Origin of the sequence: Serratia sp. CY74737 (assembly GCF_052166775.1) — a bacterium.
Lineage (GTDB): Bacteria > Pseudomonadota > Gammaproteobacteria > Enterobacterales > Enterobacteriaceae > Serratia > Serratia ureilytica.
On the sequence record NZ_JBJNOF010000026.1, the window covers coordinates 1 to 17,038 of the forward strand.

The following is a 17,038-nucleotide window of genomic DNA, read 5'->3' on the forward strand; positions in this document are numbered from 1 at the left end:
GGCGTCTGAGTGACCAAATCCGCAGGGAGTGTCGTCACAATATGTCGCACCATAGACATATCATCAGGAGCGATCTTGGTTGGCGTAATGCCTTCCACGACCAATCCCCACAGACTAGTCCGCCACAATGTGCCTACCGTGGGAATACCGAGCGTTTTCACTTTGGCTATCGATTTTGTGATAAACGATTGTACCTTTTGGGATTTCAGTAGGCTGAATCCCCATGCGCCATCGAACAGTGAAAGATTGAACTGTGCCCCCACCGCGACAGACGCTTGTGCTTCCGGAAACAGGCTCAGGTTAACGTTACTCCCGGTGTTGGTAGAATCCCTGTCCCCACCGTTATTGCCGCCCCCGGTATGTCCACCAGTGTCTTTATCCTTGCCCCCCCATGGATTATTTTCCGAACTCCAGCCGGAGTGATCGGATGCACCCCCACCCCCACCCAGCCCCGTCGGCCCACCATTCACTCCACCGCCAGGACCGCGGCTGTCTTTACCATCACCACCACTCATAACTCATCTCCTATTGAAATTGCACACAAATACTGTATGCATGAACAGTAATCTAGAAGAATTTAAGAGGAGGAGCAATTCATTAACCCAGCAAGCTGCTGTGCTGTATATCAGACAAAACAAAGAGGGGATTTGCGTGAGTAAGTTCGTCGTCATAAGGACGAACAATGCAGATAATATGTGGCGGCTAGGCACTACGCGAAGGAATTAAGCGAAGTCAATGAGCTGAGGTTTAACAGGCAAAATATGAGCTTAACGTACAATAACTACCAATATTGACACTCTCCCCTAAGCACGCGGTTGGCGGCAGCCTCAACTTTTCTGCCTTCCTGGCGGCCGTGAGGCACTATTTCAGCATTGAATTCCGCAATATCCTCTGCGGTCAAAAAGATCATCTATTCGCCAGCGCCTTAATCGTATCCGCGTGTTTAGCCTGAATGCGCGCTTTCACCTTGGCTTTGACCAAGACCTCATAGTCGGCCTTACTGATGATGTAAACCTCATCGTGTCCGCGGCGCGTCACTTCCACCGGCTGTTTTTGCGCTTCCAAAAGCACCTCAGCCAAATTGTTTCTCGCCGCCGTGTAGCTGATCGTAGTCATTTTCTTTACCTGTACATGTACATATTTGACGATTATTTGTACCACGTCCGCTGGAAATAAAAAAGCCCCCGGCGCCAGCGGCGCAGGGGGCCAGTCACTCAGCCCGGGCTTATAGCGGTTCGGTCTGGGCTTCCACCACCGCCAGCGCCACCATGTTGACGATGCGGCGCACCGAGGCGATCGGCGTCAGGATGTGCACCGGCTTGGCGACCCCCATCAGCACCGGCCCGACGGTCACCCCTTCCGAGCAGGAGACGCGCAGCAGGTTGTAGCTGATGCGCGCCGCTTCCATGTTCGGCATGATCAGCAGGTTGGCCGAGCCTTTCAGCGGGCTGTCCGGCATCAGATCGTGACGGATGCTTTCCACCAATGCGGCGTCACCGTGCATTTCGCCGTCGATCTCCAGCTCCGGCGCCAGCTCGTTCACCAGCTCCAGCGTTTTGCGCATCTTGCGCGCCGCCGGGCAGTCGGAAGACCCGAAGCTGGAGTGAGACAGCAGCGCCACCTTCGGCTCGATGCCGAAGCGGCGCACGGTTTCCGCCGCCATCAGGGTGATCTCCGCCAGCTGTTCCGGGGTCGGATCGTCGTTGACGTAGGTGTCGGCGATAAAGGTGTTGCCGCTCGGCAGCAGCAGCGCGTTCATCGCGCCGGCGACGTGCGCGCCTTCACGGAAGCCGAACACGTTCTTCACCACGTCGTAATGCTCGTGATAGCTGCCGATGGTGCCGCAGATCATCGCATCCGCTTCGCCGCGGTGCAGCATGATGGCGGCGATCAGCGTCGGGTTGCCGATCACCACACGGCGCGCCTGTTCCTGCGAGACGCCGCGGCGTTTCATGATCTGGTAGTACTCGCCCCAGTATTCGTTAAAGCGCGGATCCGATTCGTTGTTTACCACTTCGAAATCCTTGCCCGGCGTCAGCTGCAGACCCAGCTTTTTCAGGCGCATCTCGATCACGCTCGGACGGCCGACCAGGATCGGGAAAGCCAGCCCCTGCGACACCAGCTCTTGCGTGGCGTGCAGCACGCGCTCTTCCTCACCTTCCGCCAGCACCACCCGCTTCACCTCTTTGCGCGCCTGCGAGAAGATCGGTTTCATGAACAGGTTGGTTTTGTAGACGAACTCCGCCAGCTTCTCCACGTAGGCGTCGAAGTCTTCGATCGGGCGCGTCGCCACGCCGGAGTCCATCGCCGCCTTGGCCACCGCCGGCGCGATCTTGACGATCAGACGCGGATCGAACGGTTTCGGAATGATGTATTCCGGCCCGAAGGAGAGATCCTGATCGTCATACGCGGAGGCTACCACGTCGCTCTGTTCCGCCAGCGCCAGATCGGCGATGGCATGCACGCAGGCCAGCTTCATCTCTTCGTTGATGGTGGTGGCGCCCACGTCCAGCGCGCCGCGGAAAATGAACGGGAAGCACAAGACGTTGTTCACCTGGTTCGGGTAGTCGGAACGGCCGGTACAGATGATGGCGTCCGGGCGCACCGCTTTGGCCAGCGGCGGCAGAATTTCCGGTTCCGGGTTGGCCAGCGCCATGATCAGCGGATCGCGCGCCATGGTTTTCACCATATCCTGCGTCAGCACGCCCGGGCCGGAGCAGCCGAGGAAGATGTCGGCGTTCGGGATGGCGTCGCCCAACGTGCGCTGGCCGTTATCCTCGATGGCGTAGGCGGCTTTGGTCTGTTCCATATTGGCGTCGCGGCCTTTATAGATGACGCCCTTGGAGTCGCAGACGGTGATGTTCTGTTGACGCAGCCCCAGCGCCACCAGCAAGTTCAGGCAGGCGATGGACGCCGCGCCGGCGCCGGACACCACCAGCCGCACGTCGGAGATGTTCTTCTTCACCACGCGCAGGCCGTTGAGCACCGCGGCGGTGGTAATGATCGCCGTGCCGTGCTGGTCGTCGTGGAACACCGGGATCTTCATGCGCTCACGCAGTTTCTGTTCGATGTAGAAACACTCCGGCGCCTTGATGTCTTCCAGGTTGATGCCGCCGAAGGTCGGTTCCAGCGCGGCGATAATGTCGATTAATTTGTCAGGGTTATGCTCATCCACTTCGATATCAAATACATCGATACCGGAAAACTTCTTGAACAAAACGCCCTTGCCTTCCATCACCGGCTTACCGGCCAACGCGCCGATATTGCCCAGACCCAGTACCGCCGTGCCGTTGGAAATTACCGCCACCAGGTTGCCGCGCGCGGTGTATTTGTAGGCCGCCAGCGGATCTTCGGCGATCTCGAGGCAAGGCGCGGCGACGCCCGGCGAATAAGCCAGCGCCAGATCGCGCTGGGTCGCCAACGGTTTGGTTGGGGAAACCTGGATCTTCCCTGGGACAGGAAACTGATGGAAATCAAGGGCACTCTGTTTGAGCTGTTCGTCCATTATGGATTCCTTTGTTTTTTGCTTTTATGTTGAGGTAAGGCTTTGAGGCTGCGCCCTGCCGTGGGCCATGGCGCCCAGGTACAATGACAGGGCACAGCCTTGAAGTATAGTGAGAGAAACATCACAAACTTTGAAGCGCGCCATAACCTTGGTCGAAAGACCGTTTTAAAAGTAAAAAAAGAAGGCCTGCGGGACAAGTCAGACAAGCGCCGCCGTCAGCGCGGCGGCAGCGTGGCGCGCCAGGCGTTGAGCGTCTCCACCTGGCCGGCGCAAATGTGTAACGAGGTTTGTAACGCCAGGGCATAGCTTACCGCATCGCCCCAGGTCTCCCCCTGCAACTGCGGTTGCTCACAGGGAGCGAATACCGACTCAGGGGGCAACAGCGGCACGGCCTGCGGCGCCGGCGGCCGGGCGCAGGAGCTCAAACACAGCGCCAGGCAGAGGCTGAGCGGCGCAGGGATCGTTTTTAATCGCTTCACGGTATTTCCTCTGATAAGCCTCGTGTTGTTGGCGCAGCTGCTGTTCCTGCCGCTGCTGCGCCGCCATCAGCGCACGATTTTGCGCATCCTGGGTCTGCAGGGTGGCGATCAGCCCCGCCTGCTGCGCCAGGCTTTTTTGCAATTCCGCCGCCTGTTGCCGCGCGGACACCAACTGGTGCGACAGCAACGCGCTGTAGCCGCCGAGGCAGATGGCCGCCAGCAACAGCAGCAGCAAAACGCCCTGCATCAGTTTTTGCAGCCAGCCGCTCATGCCGGATAGTCCCGAAACGGCAGCTGGAAGTGCGGGCCGTCCTTGAGGGTCTTCCATTCGCCGCCCCATTCGACGTTGATGCCGCATTCACGCGCCGCGCGCCGCACCGCCACCGCAATTTGCGCGTAGTAATCCCACTCCCAGGAGACCACGCCCGCCGGCATCGCCACCACGTCCACCGCGTGTCCGGTCAGATGGCGGCTGCGCAGCGTTTGGCTGTTGCCGGCGCGCACCATTTCCCGCTGGCGCGCCATGCTGCGCAGCCCCTCGCTAACGGAAAACGGCACCAGGGAATAGCGCAGCGCCAGACGAATAACGCGCACCAGATCCGGATGCACGCCGCGCAGGTTCTCTTCGCTGCGGGCGGTAAAGCGAATCTCTTCGATGTCATTTAACATTTTTAAACCCCGTTTTTTTGCCGATGAATTTTTTAATTAAGGCGTTGATGTAATCCGCCCCCATAAAGCCAATCAATACGCTGGCCAAATTCGCCCAGTTTAATTCCAGGCCCATCAACGCCAGCGCATCGCGCACCGTCCAGGCCAATAACGCGCACATCGCCGCATTCAACAAACGTCGCCGAATACCCACGTTGCGATAGGCGCCGTGTAATAGCGCCATCACGCCAGCCAGAATGGCGTTCAATACCGGCTGAAGATATTCACATACTCGCTGGACTATTAAGCCAACAGCGTCAGGCTCTATGCTGGACATAGCTCATCTCCTTTTTTATTTTTAATTAAATGCCAATCACGGCCGGTGGGACATCGGATACTCAGAATCTAGTTAAGGATGCTATTACAAAGCAAATGAATAAATACAGGCCCTATAGTCGAATTCATTCATGCTGAATGCTGGCACAACACATAAACGCCAAGGCAGGCGGCAGTGAATAAAAAATTCATTCTTATCGTGATTTGTTTCGACTGTTATTTCTGCGAAAAATAAACATTAATGGCAACGGGAAATATTTCCCCATCGAAAACATCCATTCTGGAGAAATGCCATGTCCACACGTAAAGCCGTTATTGGGTATTATTTTATTCCGACCAACCAAATCAATAATTACACCGAGACCGATACGTCTGTCGTGCCGTTCCCGGTTTCCAACATCACGCCGGCCAAAGCCAAACAGCTGACGCACATTAACTTCTCGTTCCTGGATATCAACAGCAATCTGGAATGCGCCTGGGATCCGGCCACCAACGACGCCAAGGCGCGCGATGTGGTCAACCGTCTGACCGCGCTCAAAGCGCACAACCCCAGCCTGCGCATCATGTTCTCCATCGGCGGCTGGTACTACTCCAACGATCTGGGCGTGTCGCACGCCAACTACGTCAACGCGGTGAAAACCCCGGCGTCGCGCGCCAAGTTCGCCCAATCCTGCGTGCGCATCATGAAGGATTACGGCTTCGACGGCGTGGACATCGACTGGGAGTACCCGCAAGCCTCGGAAGTGGACGGTTTCATCGCCGCGCTGCAGGAGATCCGCACCCTGCTGAACCAGCAAACCGTCGCCGACGGCCGCCAGGCGTTGCCGTACCAGTTGACCATCGCCGGCGCCGGCGGCGCCTTCTTCCTGTCGCGCTATTACAGCAAGCTGGCGCAGATCGTCGCGCCGCTCGATTACATCAACCTGATGACCTACGATCTGGCCGGCCCCTGGGAGAAGGTAACCAACCACCAGGCGGCGCTGTTCGGCGATGCGGCCGGGCCGACCTTCTACAATGCGCTGCGCGAAGCCAACCTGGGCTGGAGCTGGGAAGAACTGACCCGCGCCTTCCCCAGCCCGTTCAGCCTGACGGTCGACGCCGCGGTACAGCAACACCTGATGATGGAAGGCGTGCCGAGCGCCAAAATCGTGATGGGCGTGCCCTTCTACGGCCGCGCCTTCAAGGGCGTCAGCGGCGGCAACGGCGGGCAATACAGCAGCCACAGCACGCCGGGCGAAGATCCGTACCCGAACACCGATTACTGGCTGGTGGGCTGCGAAGAGTGCGTGCGCGACAAAGATCCGCGCATCGCCTCCTATCGCCAGCTGGAGCAGATGCTGCTGGGCAACTACGGCTATCAGCGGCTGTGGAACGACAAGACCAAAACGCCTTACCTGTATCATGCGCAGAAAGGGCTGTTCGTCACCTATGACGATGCCGAGAGCTTCAAATACAAAGCGAAATACATCAAGCAGCAGCAGTTGGGCGGCGTGATGTTCTGGCATCTGGGTCAAGACAACCGCAACGGCGATCTGCTGGCCTCGCTGGATCGCTATTTCAACGCCGCGGACTACGACGACAGCCAGCTGGATATGGGCACCGGGCTGCGCTACACCGGCGTCGGCCCCGGCAACCTGCCGATCATGACCGCGCCGGCTTATGTGCCGGGCACCACTTACGCGCAGGGCGCGCTGGTGTCCTACCAGGGCTACGTCTGGCAAACCAAATGGGGTTACATCACCTCGGCGCCCGGTTCTGACGGCGCCTGGCTGAAGGTGGGCCGCGTGGCGTAAGCCGTAAAAAAACCCCGTAGCCGAATGCTGCGGGGTTTTCATTGAGCTAACCGTTTGATTTTCGCGTCCCTTCGTCTCTATTCCTTCAGTTGTGGCACCAAGGATAACCGCCATCCCGCACCACTTCGCGGCCCATCAGGCTGTAGACATCGCTTTTGCGCGTCAGCCGCTCATGCCACCAGTTAAACCCGGCGCCCTTGCTGGCCGGGTGCCACGCCAGCCAAATCATTTCGTCCCCCTTTTGCATCTCCACCGGCACCGTCACCAGTTCACCGCTGGCCAGTTCCTTTTCAATCAGCGCAGGCGGCAGAAAAGCGTGGCCGATGCCGCGCTTGAGCAGCGCCAGATTGCTTTCCACATCGCATACCACCAACTGACGCTGCAAGGGCAGCGTGCCGTGATTGCGCTTGGGTAGCTCATGGCTGCTGTCGGCGATCACCACCACGATGTCGTTCAACCGCTGTTTCTTGCACACTGGCTTTCTCTGCGCCGCGAACGGGTGCGAAGGCGACACGCACAGCACAAAGTTGAGCTTACCGAGCATCAGGGTTTTGGCCTGCACGCTGTCGGGAATTTGGCCGATGGCAATGATCAGATCCGCCCGGTTGTTCTTCAGCGCATCCCAGGTGCCGTTCAACGCTTCTCGCTGCACCGAGATACTGGCGTTCGGGCAATGCTGAATATAGTCGCGGATATCCTGCGTCAGGGTTTCTAACGGGAAGAAGGTGTCTACCGCCAGGCGGATATTATTGTCCAGCTTGGGGATGTTGCGCACCCGGCTTTCCAGATCCTGCACCGCATTTAATATCCAGCTGCCTTCCTGCAGGAGAAATTCCCCTTCATCCGTCAGGGTAATCATGGGGCCATTGCGATGAAAAAGTTTCACGCAGAGTTTGCTTTCAATATTGGAAACACGATAAGAGATCGCCGAAGGCGTTTTATGCAGTGCTTCCGCCGCCATAGAGAAAGAACCGGTGCTCTTGATGGTGCTGATTATTTTAATCGCGTCCAGGGATAATCTAGTCATACAAATTCCTCTTTAAAATAAAATAAGAAAAATGACACTAAATTCCCAAGGTGATGGCGCACAAAAATCGATCAAATCGAACAAGGGTACTCATAGCAACAAGCAATATACTTCATAAATGAGAGCGCTATCTTAAATACTATTCATCACGACCTGATATAAAATTCATCATAGCGCCCTACTTTTACACAGCGACAGTTAAATAAATTCAGCCTAACGATCAAAGATCGTCATCATAATAATTTTCGTTAATAGCCGTTAAAACATTCCGCTCTATCGCACGACCAGAATGATAAAAATAAAACAAGCCGACAAGAAGGGTTATTTCTAATTGCGTTATTAGTCTCTCATTTTGTCGGTGAAATACGCTCAACTTACAACATAATTTCAGTCAGGAGTGACTTATGAACAAAACTTCCCGTACCCTGCTCTCTCTGGGCCTGCTGAGCGCGGCCATGTTCGGCGTTTCGCAACAGGCGAATGCTCACGGTTATGTCGAGTCGCCGGCCAGCCGCGCCTACCAGTGCAAACTGCAGCTCAACACCCAGTGCGGCAGCGTGCAGTACGAACCGCAGAGCGTCGAAGGCCTGAAAGGCTTCCCGCAGGCCGGCCCGGTTGACGGCCATATCGCCAGCGCCAACAAGTCCACCTTCTTCGAACTGGATCAGCAAACGCCGACGCGCTGGAACAAGCTCAACCTGAAAACCGGCCCGAACTCCTTTACCTGGAAGCTGACCGCGCGTCACAGCACCACCAGCTGGCGCTATTTCATCACCAAGCCGAACTGGGACGCATCTCAACCGCTGACCCGCGCTTCCTTTGACCTGACGCCGTTCTGCCAGTTCAACGACGGCGGCGCCATCCCTGCCGCGCAGGTCACCCACCAGTGCAACATACCGGCAGATCGCAGCGGTTCGCACGTGATCCTTGCCGTGTGGGACATAGCCGACACCGCCAACGCCTTCTATCAGGCGATCGACGTCAACCTCAGCCACTGATCCGTCAAAAGGGGGATGTCTCTGGAGGGTTCAGCCTGGCGCTGAACCCTTTTTTGCGGGTGCCGCTATTGCGACATGTTGAGGATAGTGCGCACATTGAGCGCGCTGGTGGCGATAATGTCGATGGCGCCGGTGCGCAACGCGCCCAAAATCGCCAGCGCCTTGGTATTCTCGGAGGCAATGGCGATCACGCACGGAATTTTGCGCAGCTCATCAATGCTCAGCCCAATCACACGGTCATTCATCACCGTATCGACATGCTGCCCCTGGGCATTGAAAAAGTCATAGCCGGCGATGTCGCCGATCACGCCCTGATTAAGGCTGGCGTCGATAATCTCGTGCGGCGTAAACCACCCCAATTTCACCATATAACTGTTTTCATTCATGTCGCCAATGCCGACTAACGCCACATCGGCCTTACGCGCGCGATCCAACGTTTCCTTGATCGTGCCGTTCTGCATGAAGGCGTCTTTCAACGCGCGATTTTCGACGTAGGCCGGCGCATAGAGCGTCTCGCTGCTGCCGCCGAACTTCTTCGCCAGACGCCGGCTGATATGGTCGGCGTTGATCGCATCGCCCGGACGGTGGGTGCCGCCGATGCCGCAGATGAACTTGCAGTTGCGCTCCGTCACGCTGCCGACGTGATCGGCGATCGCCGCCACGTTGCGTCCCTGCCCGACCGCCAACACCATATCGTCTTTCAGCGACATCGCCAGGTAGTTGGACACCAGCGCCGCCACTTGCCGACGCTGTTCCTCTTCGTCCTGATGATCGAGCGCGATCAGCGCGCGGCTGATGGGAAAACGTTCCATCATCTGCTGTTCCAGCCGGGTGCTGAACACCGGGTGATAACGCACGTTGATCTCGACGATGCCTTCTTCCTTGGCGCGCTTGAGCAAACGACCAACTTTGATCCGTGAGATGCCGAACTTTTTGGCGATCTCTTCCTGCGTGATCTCATCCTGATAATAAGCAACGGCGATTTCGGTCAGCAGTTCGTTATCCTGGGACACAGTTTGTTTTTCCATCCGTTAGACGTTTCCCCACGGCAGGCCGGTTAATCATGGCGGAGGGACGATACACGCCCCTCCGACAATGCTGAATGCCCGCTAGTATAACGCGTTCAGGCGGCAACGGTATTCAGTCGTTGCTCCACCTCGTCCGCCAATCGGGTCAAGAGCAGGCAGCAAGATACCGCGCCGGCGTCCAGTACGCCGCGCGAACGCTCGCCCAGACGGCTGGCGCGGCCGATTTTCGCCACCAGCTCGCGCGTGGAATCGCGCCCGCGCGCCGCGGCGATCCTCATCTGTTCCAGCGCAGCGGCGAAGTCGTCACCGCGCCCCACTGCCTGCTCAAACGCCGCTACCGCCGGTATCAGCGTATCCATCAGACACTTGTCCCCCACGCCCGCGCTGCTGATGTCCTGCAGTTCGCGCAATCCGCCGTGCAACATCGCCAAAAATGCCTGCTTATCCAGCACGCTGCGCTCGCGCACGCTCTCCGCCATGCCCATGAACAGACTGCCGTACAGCGGCCCCATCGAACCACCGATGCCCTCCATCAGCGCATCGGAAACCGCATCGAACGCCTGCGCCAACGTGAGCTCGCGGCCGCGAATGGCATCGCCGCACATCGCGAATCCCTTCGACATGTTAATGCCGTGGTCACCGTCGCCGATGGCGCCGTCGATTTCGCTCAGGTATTCGCGGTTGCTGACAATGGTTTCTATCAGCCCCGTAACGATCTCATTGCCGTACCGGGTTGAAATTTGTTCCGTCATGATTCACTCCACCTGGGTTAAGCCTAAAGATTGCGCCGGCATGTCCAGCAGCGTTTTCAGTTCGTCATCCAGCGTCATCAGCGTCAGCGTCACGCCCATCATTTCCAGCGACGTGAAGTAATTGCCGACGTAGCGCCGATGCACCCGCACGCCTTTCGCCGTCAACCGACGCTCTATTTCGGCATAATAGATATACAGCTCCATCACCGGCGTGGCGCCAAGCCCGGAGATCAGCAACGCCACCTCCTGCCCCTGTTCCAGCGGCATGTCGTTGAGCACGAAATCGAGCATGGTGCCGGCCATCGCCGACGCCGACTGGATCGGCGACACCTCAATGCCCGGTTCGCCGTGATGGCCAATGCCGATCTCCATCTTGCCGTCTTCGATATGAAAATTGGGTTTGCCGACCGCGGGAATGGTGCAGGAACTGAGGCCGACGCCGATCGAACGACACCGGTCGATGGCTTTTTGCGCCGCGCCGATCACGCCATCCAGATCGTATCCCTTGGCCGCCGCCGCCGCGCCGACCTTCCACATCAGAATTTCTCCGGCCACGCCGCGCCGTTTATCGATCTCACTGGCCGGCGCCGAGGCGACGTCATCGTTGGCCACCACGGTTTTCACCCGTATGCCGGCCGCCGTGGCCTTCTTGATCGCCATCTTGACGTTCATGTTGTCGCCGGCGTAGTTGCCGTACAGGCAAGCGACGCCCGCACCGCTGTCCGCCGCCTTGAACGCGTCGAGAAAAGCCCCCGCCGTAGGCGATGAAAAAATCTCGCCAATCGCGACGGCATCCAGCATGTTTTTGCCGACATACCCCAGAAACGCCGGCTCATGGCCGGAACCGCCGCCGGTGACGATGCCCACTTTGCCGGCGATCGGCGCCGGCGGATATTTCAACACCCGCGCATTGTCGGTGGCGGCGTAATAGTCCGGGTGGGCCAGCCTATAGCCCTGAATGGCGTCTTCCACTACGTGATCGGGATCGTTAATGATTCTGTTCATCGCGGCCTCTCTGTCGCCTGAATAAGAAATTATTGAATGGTGTAACCGCCGTCGACCACCAGGTTGGCGCCGGTGATCATCGCCGCCGCGTCACCGGCCAAAAACAGGGCGCTGGCGGCGATATCTTGCGGCTCAGCAAAGCGCCGCAGCGGAATTTTCTGCTTCATCTGCTCAGCCACCTCGCCAGACCAGGCTTTGCGCCCCAGCTCCGTCAAAACCACGGTGGGTGAAATGGCGTTGACCCGCACGTTGTGTGGCCCCCACTCCAGCGCCAGCACCTGGGTCAACCCGAGAACGCCCGCTTTGCTGGCGCAATAGGCCAGGTGATTCGGCAATGCCACCACCCCGGCCTGCGAGGCGAGATTGATGATGCTGCCGCCGCGCTGGCGAATGAAACGGCGGCCCACCGCCTGGCAGGTGAGAAACACGCCTTTCAGATTGACCGCCAGGGTTGCATCCCACGCCACTTCCGGCAGTTCCTCAGCGGGATGCAGCGCGACGATGCCGGCGCTGTTGACCAGCACGTCCAGCCGCCCGAAATGCGCCTCAATCTGCGCCACCGCCCGCTCCACCGACGCGGCATCGGTGACGTCGGCCACGACGCCCACCGCCGCCTCGGCGTCCAGCTGTCGCGCCACTTCCGCAACCTGCGGCGCACGATCGAGCAGCGCCACGCGCGCGCCGTTTTGCAGATAGCGTTCGGCGATAGCGAGGCCGATCCCCGCAGCGCCGCCGGTAATCAGCGCCACCTTGCCCTGCAGCGAGAGCTCGCGCGGCGCCGTAGTTTGATGATTAATCATATATTTCCCCTTAAAACGGTGAACTTCACCCTCGGTCAGGATATTTTCGCCAAACTCGCGCCGCGTTCTTCCTGCGCCGTCGCGCTTTCTTTCGGCAGCGTGACAAATTTCATCAGCACGCCGCTGAACAGGTACAAGCCGGTAAAGATCCAGATCACGCCAACGGTGCCGAGGCTGCCGATAAACAGCCCCACCACCGCCGGGCCGACAAAGGTGCTCAGGCCGGCGCCCAGATTGAGAATCGACATCGCCGCGCCCTTATTGTCCGGCGCCAGCGACGGCATGATGGCCGACAGCGGCACGAACGCCGCCAGGCAGGCGCCGAACAAACCGGCGGCGCAAACGGTCAGCAGGTAATTGGCGCCGAAGAATTGCGGCACGTAGTAGAACATCAGCGTGGTCAAGGCGCAGCCGACGCAGCCGAACCACATCACCACATTGCGCCAGCCGAGACCGTCGCTGATCACGCCGAAAATCAGGTTGAAAATGATGTTGACCGTCCACAGCGCGGCGTACATCTGCAGCCAAAGCGTGCGGGTGAATCCCATATCCATCATGTACATGGGCATGAATACGACGAAGCCGTATGCCGCAGAGGTATTAATGGTGCGCACGATGCCGCCCAGGCCGATCTTCGGGTTTTCAAACGCGATGGTGATGCCTTTCAAGACGTAACCCAGCGACGCTTTTTCCCGGTTGCCGCTCTGTGCCGCGCCGTCGTCGCGATTGAGCATCAGCGCAATCACCGCGCCCAGCACGACGAAAATCAGCGCGCTCCACAGCGTGTGGATCTCGCCGAGATAAGGCAGCATGATGCTGGAATACAGCACGCCCAGCACGCTGAGCCCGCCGCTGTAGACGAACCAGAAAATCCCCACCGCCGACCCCAGCCTTTCCGGCGGCGCCTCATACGCCACCCACACCAGAAAACCGTAGGCGAATAACGGATAACCCAAGCCGCGCAGCGCATAGGTCGGCACCATGATCGCCAGGTTGTTGCTCGGCAGGCCGAACGTCAAAAAGCACACCGAACCGAACAGAAACAGCAGCAGGCCGGCCAACATCACCCGCCGGGCGGTAAAGATTTCCGCCAGCACGCCGGAAAACCAGGCGGCGATCGCGGCCGCAAAGCCATAAACGCTGAACAGCAGCGCCGATTCCTGAATGCTCAGCCCCTTGCCGATCAAATAAGGCGACAGCCATCCTTGTTCCAGCCCTTCGCCCATCATGAACACCAACACGCCGGCATAGCCCAGCAGCAGTTTCGGTGACAGACCAATGCGATGAATCAGTCCATGCAACATAGAACACCCCAGCACATGTGATTATGGAGGCGCAGGCTCGCCCGCACCCGAAGAACGATGCAGGTTTCAGAGGTTTGGATTAAGCACCACTTTGATTGAACCGATGCCGCGCTTCATCAGCTCGAAGCCCTCGGCGAACTGTTCCAGCGGCAGCGTATGCGTCACCACGCCTTCGGTCGGCAGATCGCCATTGGCGATGCCTTCGATCACCAGCGGGTAGCAGTAAGGGCCGAGGTGCGAACCGAGCACGTCCAGCTCTTTGCGGTCGCTGATGATGCTCCAGTCGACGGTCACCGGATCCTTGAACACGGAAAATTCCACGAAGGTGCCGAGTTTGCGGATCAGCGTCAGGCCCTGTTCCACGGACTTTTGGGCGCCGGTCGCCTCGATGTAGATGTCGCAGCCGTAGCCGTCGGTCATCGCTTTAACCGCCGCGGGCACGTCGTCACGGGTCGGGTTCAGCGTCACATCCGCGCCGAAGCGCTTCGCCAGCGCCAGACGCTCGTCGGACAGATCCAGCACCACCAGCTTCGAGGGCCCGGACTTTTTGATCGCCCCGATCATGCCCAGCCCCAGGGTGCCGGCGCCGGCCAGCACCACGACATCGCCCAGTTTGATATTGGCGCGTTGCACCGCATGGAAGGAGCAAGCATAGGGTTCGATCAGAATGGCTTTTTCGATCGGCAGATCGGCCGGTACGTGATAGTTAATCGCCTCTTTGGTGAACTTCATGTACTCGGCCATGCCGCCATTGACGTTTTTCTGGAAACCGTACAGGTCATGCTTTTCGCACATCCAATACTGGCCGCGGTTGCAGAAGCGGCATTGCCAACAGGGAACGATCTGTTCTGATATCACCCGATCGCCGAGATTGAAGCCCTCGACGCCTTCGCCGTATCCCACCACGTGGCCGATAAACTCATGACCGGGGATCATCGGCGCCTTGATGTATGCCGGTTGTTTTTCATCGCCCCAGAAGCTGGGCGCCCCTTCGAACGCTTTAACATCGCCGGCGCAGATGCCGCAGGCCTCGATCTTCACCAGGATCTCTTTCGGGCCGATCTTCGGTACCGGCACCTGTTCCAGGCGGTAATCTTTCGGGGCGTACGCCACAACCGCCTTCATGATCTCGGGGATACCGTCCGCCATTTTCGCCTCTGTCATGCAGGTCTGACACATAGCACTCTCCTCTGGTAGGGTGACTCTTTATGATCAATAACACAAACAAAGAACAAATGAACACTAACGTCACGCGTTCAATTTGCCCACAGAGAACTTGCCAAACTGTGATATCGCTCAAAAACCCGTCTACATGAGGATAAATAACGATTAAAACCTCTTTTTTAGTGACGAATGTCACCTTTTAAAGGGAGGAACAGAAAAATCAGGTAAAAAACAAAAGAACATCAATTGAACATTTGATTAAACAGAGATACGGTAATGAACGTGGCGCCACCGAGGATCGCCGCCCTTTTCGTTACCAATCAGGAGACCGCTATGCTGCCTATCGCCATCGGCGCCGACGATGCCGCCATTGAATTGAAGGATCTGATCGTCGCCCACCTGCAACGACGGGACATTCCCGTCATTGACTACACGACGGATCGCACCGCAGAAACGGGGATCTATCCCGATATCGCCTATCGCGTCGCGCAGGCGATACGGGAGGAAAAACATCGGCGGGGGATCCTGCTGTGCGGCACCGGCATCGGTATGAGCATCGTGGCCAATAAAGTGCCCGGCATTCGCGCGGCGCAATGTCACGATACCTACTCCGCCCAACGGGCGCGCAAAAGCAATGATGCGCAGATCATCACGCTGGGCGCGCGGGTCATCGGCGCCGAACTGGCGAAAACCATCGTCGATGCCTGGCTGGAATCGGAGTTTGAAGGGGGAGGTTCGGCGCCGAAAGTCGAGCGGATCGGCTATTACGAAAACGCGGTCGGCCGGCGTTAAATCGCCTGCAGTCTCGATGGCGGTCGCGCGCAAGCCGCGCTCCGCCTGGGTTTATTCGTCATTCATTGTTATTATCCATCGCAACAATCAGAAAAAGCGCATTTTCATTCTCGATCCGATGATGCAGTGTGTTCCCCCTATGATGAAAAAGGTTCTCATTTCCCTACGTTGAGCTTGGTCAAGGAGCTTATCAATGAATCAATTAGACGCACTCAAGCAGCTGACCACGGTGGTCGCCGACAGCGGCGATATCGAATCCATCCGCCAGTTCGAACCCCAGGACGCCACCACCAACCCTTCGCTGATCCTGAAAGCCGCCGCGCTGCCGCAGTACAAAGCGCTGATCACCGAAGCGCTGGAGTATGCCCGCCGCCAGGGCGGCAGCAAGGAAACCCAGCTGATCAACGCCAGCGATAAACTGGCCGTCAACATCGGCGTCGAGATCCTCAAAAGCGTGCCGGGCCGCATCTCCACCGAAGTGGACGCCCGCCTGTCGTTCGACCGCGGCATGTGCGTCGCCAAAGCGCGCAAACTGATCGGCATGTATCAGGAACAGGGCATCGACAAATCGCGCATCCTGATCAAGCTGGCTTCCACCTGGGAAGGCATCAAAGCCGCCGAAGAGCTGGAAAAAGAAGGCATCAACACCAACCTGACGCTGCTGTTCTCCTTCGCTCAGGCCCGCGCCTGCGCCGAAGCCGGCGTGTATCTGATCTCGCCGTTCGTCGGCCGCATCTATGACTGGTACCAGGCTAAACAGCCTGCCGCCGACTACGACGCCGATCAGGATCCGGGCGTGAAATCGGTGCGCACCATCTATGAATACTACAAGCGTCATCGTTACCAGACGGTGATTATGGGCGCCAGCTTCCGCAAAGTTGAGCAGATCCTGGCGCTGGCCGGCTGCGATCGCCTGACCATCGCGCCAAACCTGCTGGAACAGCTGAAAAACAGCGAACAGCCGGTCGAGCGCAAGCTGACCCCGTCGACCGAGGGCTTCCACCAACCCGCTCCGCTGGCCGAAGCGGAATTCCGCTGGCTGCACAATCAGGACGCCATGGCGGTGGAAAAACTCGCCGAAGGCATCCGCCTGTTCGCCGTCGACCAGCAGAAGCTGGAAGACATGTTGGCCGCTCAACTGTAATCGCACTGGAGTTTCGTTATGTCTTCTCGTAAAGAGCTTGCCAACGCCATCCGCGCACTCAGCATGGACGCCGTACAAAAAGCAAATTCCGGCCACCCGGGGGCCCCTATGGGCATGGCGGACATCGCCGAAGTCCTGTGGCGCGACTACCTCAACCACAACCCGACTAACCCGCACTGGGCTGACCGCGACCGTTTCGTGCTCTCCAACGGCCACGGCTCCATGTTGATTTACAGCCTCCTGCACCTCACCGGCTACGACCT

At 58.3% G+C, this 17,038-nt stretch carries 18 protein-coding genes and 1 pseudogene; 5 read left to right on the forward strand and 14 right to left on the reverse strand.

The annotated features are described in order from the left end of the window. From ACJ8PE_RS24705 to ACJ8PE_RS24735, 7 genes are all read right to left on the reverse strand, one after another. Positions 1–515 (reverse strand): colicin-like bacteriocin tRNase domain-containing protein (locus tag ACJ8PE_RS24705; protein ID WP_442536943.1); only part of this gene is annotated, 515 nt, incomplete at its 3' end. Between the two features lie 391 nt (positions 516–906). After that, positions 907–1,116: a type II toxin-antitoxin system Phd/YefM family antitoxin gene (locus ACJ8PE_RS24710; RefSeq protein WP_004936539.1), complete on the reverse strand. Its 210-nt coding sequence runs from the start codon at positions 1,114–1,116 to the stop codon at positions 907–909. 109 nt (positions 1,117–1,225) lie between these two features. Continuing rightward, on the reverse strand, positions 1,226–3,505 hold the full coding sequence (maeB, locus tag ACJ8PE_RS24715; protein WP_074055737.1) for an NADP-dependent oxaloacetate-decarboxylating malate dehydrogenase: 2,280 nt from the start codon (positions 3,503–3,505) through the stop codon (positions 1,226–1,228). 215 nt (positions 3,506–3,720) lie between these two features. Next, the gene (lysC, locus tag ACJ8PE_RS24720) at positions 3,721–3,894 is read right to left on the reverse strand and encodes an Rz1-like lysis system protein LysC (RefSeq protein WP_004936544.1); all 174 of its coding nucleotides are present in this window, start codon (positions 3,892–3,894) and stop codon (positions 3,721–3,723) included. Further along, positions 3,875–4,255 (reverse strand): DUF2570 family protein, encoded by a 381-nt coding sequence (locus tag ACJ8PE_RS24725; protein ID WP_197793762.1) that lies wholly within the window; start codon positions 4,253–4,255, stop codon positions 3,875–3,877. Before ACJ8PE_RS24725 ends, lysC begins: the two co-directional genes overlap by 20 nt. Continuing rightward, a complete protein-coding gene (locus ACJ8PE_RS24730) occupies positions 4,252–4,653 on the reverse strand; it encodes a M15 family metallopeptidase (RefSeq protein ID WP_033643981.1) in 402 nt (133 codons plus the stop codon). The genes ACJ8PE_RS24725 and ACJ8PE_RS24730 overlap by 4 nt, the downstream gene beginning before the upstream one ends. Beyond that, positions 4,643–4,969, reverse strand: coding sequence for a phage holin, lambda family (locus tag ACJ8PE_RS24735; RefSeq protein ID WP_033643982.1), 327 nt, complete (start codon positions 4,967–4,969; stop codon positions 4,643–4,645). The genes ACJ8PE_RS24730 and ACJ8PE_RS24735 overlap by 11 nt, the downstream gene beginning before the upstream one ends. Positions 4,970–5,261: 292 nt before the next feature. Here ACJ8PE_RS24735 and ACJ8PE_RS24740 point away from each other — a divergent pair, with 292 nt between their 5' ends. After that, a complete protein-coding gene (locus ACJ8PE_RS24740) occupies positions 5,262–6,761 on the forward strand; it encodes a glycosyl hydrolase family 18 protein (protein WP_033652572.1) in 1,500 nt (499 codons plus the stop codon). Between the two features lie 85 nt (positions 6,762–6,846). On the opposite strand, the gene ACJ8PE_RS24745 is transcribed toward ACJ8PE_RS24740, so the two are convergent. Then, positions 6,847–7,788 (reverse strand): LysR family transcriptional regulator, encoded by a 942-nt coding sequence (locus tag ACJ8PE_RS24745; RefSeq protein ID WP_025303805.1) that lies wholly within the window; start codon positions 7,786–7,788, stop codon positions 6,847–6,849. A gap of 404 nt (positions 7,789–8,192) precedes the next feature. Between ACJ8PE_RS24745 and ACJ8PE_RS24750 the strand changes: the two genes are divergently transcribed. Next, a complete protein-coding gene (locus ACJ8PE_RS24750; protein ID WP_033643984.1) occupies positions 8,193–8,786 on the forward strand; it encodes a lytic polysaccharide monooxygenase in 594 nt (197 codons plus the stop codon). A gap of 65 nt (positions 8,787–8,851) precedes the next feature. On the opposite strand, the gene ACJ8PE_RS24755 is transcribed toward ACJ8PE_RS24750, so the two are convergent. The 6 genes from ACJ8PE_RS24755 to ACJ8PE_RS24780 all read right to left on the reverse strand — a co-directional run bounded on the left by ACJ8PE_RS24755 (position 8,852) and on the right by ACJ8PE_RS24780 (position 14,854). Next, positions 8,852–9,814 (reverse strand): sugar-binding transcriptional regulator, encoded by a 963-nt coding sequence (locus tag ACJ8PE_RS24755; RefSeq protein ID WP_004936575.1) that lies wholly within the window; start codon positions 9,812–9,814, stop codon positions 8,852–8,854. A 95-nt stretch (positions 9,815–9,909) separates the two neighbouring features. Continuing rightward, a complete protein-coding gene (gene dhaL, locus ACJ8PE_RS24760; protein WP_197793761.1) occupies positions 9,910–10,566 on the reverse strand; it encodes a dihydroxyacetone kinase subunit DhaL in 657 nt (218 codons plus the stop codon). A gap of 3 nt (positions 10,567–10,569) precedes the next feature. Beyond that, the gene (locus ACJ8PE_RS24765; RefSeq protein WP_015378693.1) at positions 10,570–11,571 is read right to left on the reverse strand and encodes a dihydroxyacetone kinase subunit DhaK; all 1,002 of its coding nucleotides are present in this window, start codon (positions 11,569–11,571) and stop codon (positions 10,570–10,572) included. Positions 11,572–11,600: 29 nt separating this feature from the next. Beyond that, positions 11,601–12,371, reverse strand: coding sequence for an SDR family oxidoreductase (locus tag ACJ8PE_RS24770; RefSeq protein WP_197761645.1), 771 nt, complete (start codon positions 12,369–12,371; stop codon positions 11,601–11,603). Positions 12,372–12,406: 35 nt separating this feature from the next. Continuing rightward, positions 12,407–13,675, reverse strand: coding sequence for an MFS transporter (locus ACJ8PE_RS24775; protein ID WP_197793760.1), 1,269 nt, complete (start codon positions 13,673–13,675; stop codon positions 12,407–12,409). 66 nt (positions 13,676–13,741) lie between these two features. After that, positions 13,742–14,854 carry an MDR/zinc-dependent alcohol dehydrogenase-like family protein gene (locus tag ACJ8PE_RS24780; protein ID WP_033643987.1) on the reverse strand — a complete coding sequence of 371 codons (1,113 nt, stop codon included), beginning with the start codon at positions 14,852–14,854 and terminating at the stop codon, positions 13,742–13,744. A gap of 318 nt (positions 14,855–15,172) precedes the next feature. Here ACJ8PE_RS24780 and rpiB point away from each other — a divergent pair, with 318 nt between their 5' ends. The 3 genes and pseudogenes from rpiB to ACJ8PE_RS24795 all read left to right on the forward strand — a co-directional run. Next, positions 15,173–15,631: a ribose 5-phosphate isomerase B gene (gene rpiB, locus ACJ8PE_RS24785; protein ID WP_033643988.1), complete on the forward strand. Its 459-nt coding sequence runs from the start codon at positions 15,173–15,175 to the stop codon at positions 15,629–15,631. A 193-nt stretch (positions 15,632–15,824) separates the two neighbouring features. After that, positions 15,825–16,775 (forward strand): transaldolase, encoded by a 951-nt coding sequence (gene tal, locus ACJ8PE_RS24790; RefSeq protein ID WP_016926754.1) that lies wholly within the window; start codon positions 15,825–15,827, stop codon positions 16,773–16,775. A gap of 18 nt (positions 16,776–16,793) precedes the next feature. Then, positions 16,794–17,038: pseudogene (locus ACJ8PE_RS24795) on the forward strand (transketolase); the annotation flags it as partial.

Coding starts and splice junctions, on each gene's coding strand:
- ACJ8PE_RS24740 (WP_033652572.1), top strand. CDS start 5,262: ATGTCCACACGTAAAGCCGTTATTGGGTATTATTTTATTCCGACCAAC.
- ACJ8PE_RS24750 (WP_033643984.1), top strand. CDS start 8,193: ATGAACAAAACTTCCCGTACCCTGCTCTCTCTGGGCCTGCTGAGCGCG.
- ACJ8PE_RS24775 (WP_197793760.1), bottom strand. CDS start 13,675: ATGTTGCATGGACTGATTCATCGCATTGGTCTGTCACCGAAACTGCTG.
- ACJ8PE_RS24735 (WP_033643982.1), bottom strand. CDS start 4,969: ATGTCCAGCATAGAGCCTGACGCTGTTGGCTTAATAGTCCAGCGAGTA.
- ACJ8PE_RS24730 (WP_033643981.1), bottom strand. CDS start 4,653: ATGTTAAATGACATCGAAGAGATTCGCTTTACCGCCCGCAGCGAAGAG.
- ACJ8PE_RS24725 (WP_197793762.1), bottom strand. CDS start 4,255: ATGAGCGGCTGGCTGCAAAAACTGATGCAGGGCGTTTTGCTGCTGCTG.
- ACJ8PE_RS24765 (WP_015378693.1), bottom strand. CDS start 11,571: ATGAACAGAATCATTAACGATCCCGATCACGTAGTGGAAGACGCCATT.
- ACJ8PE_RS24770 (WP_197761645.1), bottom strand. CDS start 12,371: ATGATTAATCATCAAACTACGGCGCCGCGCGAGCTCTCGCTGCAGGGC.
- ACJ8PE_RS24755 (WP_004936575.1), bottom strand. CDS start 9,814: ATGGAAAAACAAACTGTGTCCCAGGATAACGAACTGCTGACCGAAATC.
- ACJ8PE_RS24710 (WP_004936539.1), bottom strand. CDS start 1,116: ATGACTACGATCAGCTACACGGCGGCGAGAAACAATTTGGCTGAGGTG.
- dhaL (WP_197793761.1), bottom strand. CDS start 10,566: ATGACGGAACAAATTTCAACCCGGTACGGCAATGAGATCGTTACGGGG.
- maeB (WP_074055737.1), bottom strand. CDS start 3,505: ATGGACGAACAGCTCAAACAGAGTGCCCTTGATTTCCATCAGTTTCCT.
- ACJ8PE_RS24745 (WP_025303805.1), bottom strand. CDS start 7,788: ATGACTAGATTATCCCTGGACGCGATTAAAATAATCAGCACCATCAAG.
- rpiB (WP_033643988.1), top strand. CDS start 15,173: ATGCTGCCTATCGCCATCGGCGCCGACGATGCCGCCATTGAATTGAAG.
- ACJ8PE_RS24780 (WP_033643987.1), bottom strand. CDS start 14,854: ATGTGTCAGACCTGCATGACAGAGGCGAAAATGGCGGACGGTATCCCC.
- tal (WP_016926754.1), top strand. CDS start 15,825: ATGAATCAATTAGACGCACTCAAGCAGCTGACCACGGTGGTCGCCGAC.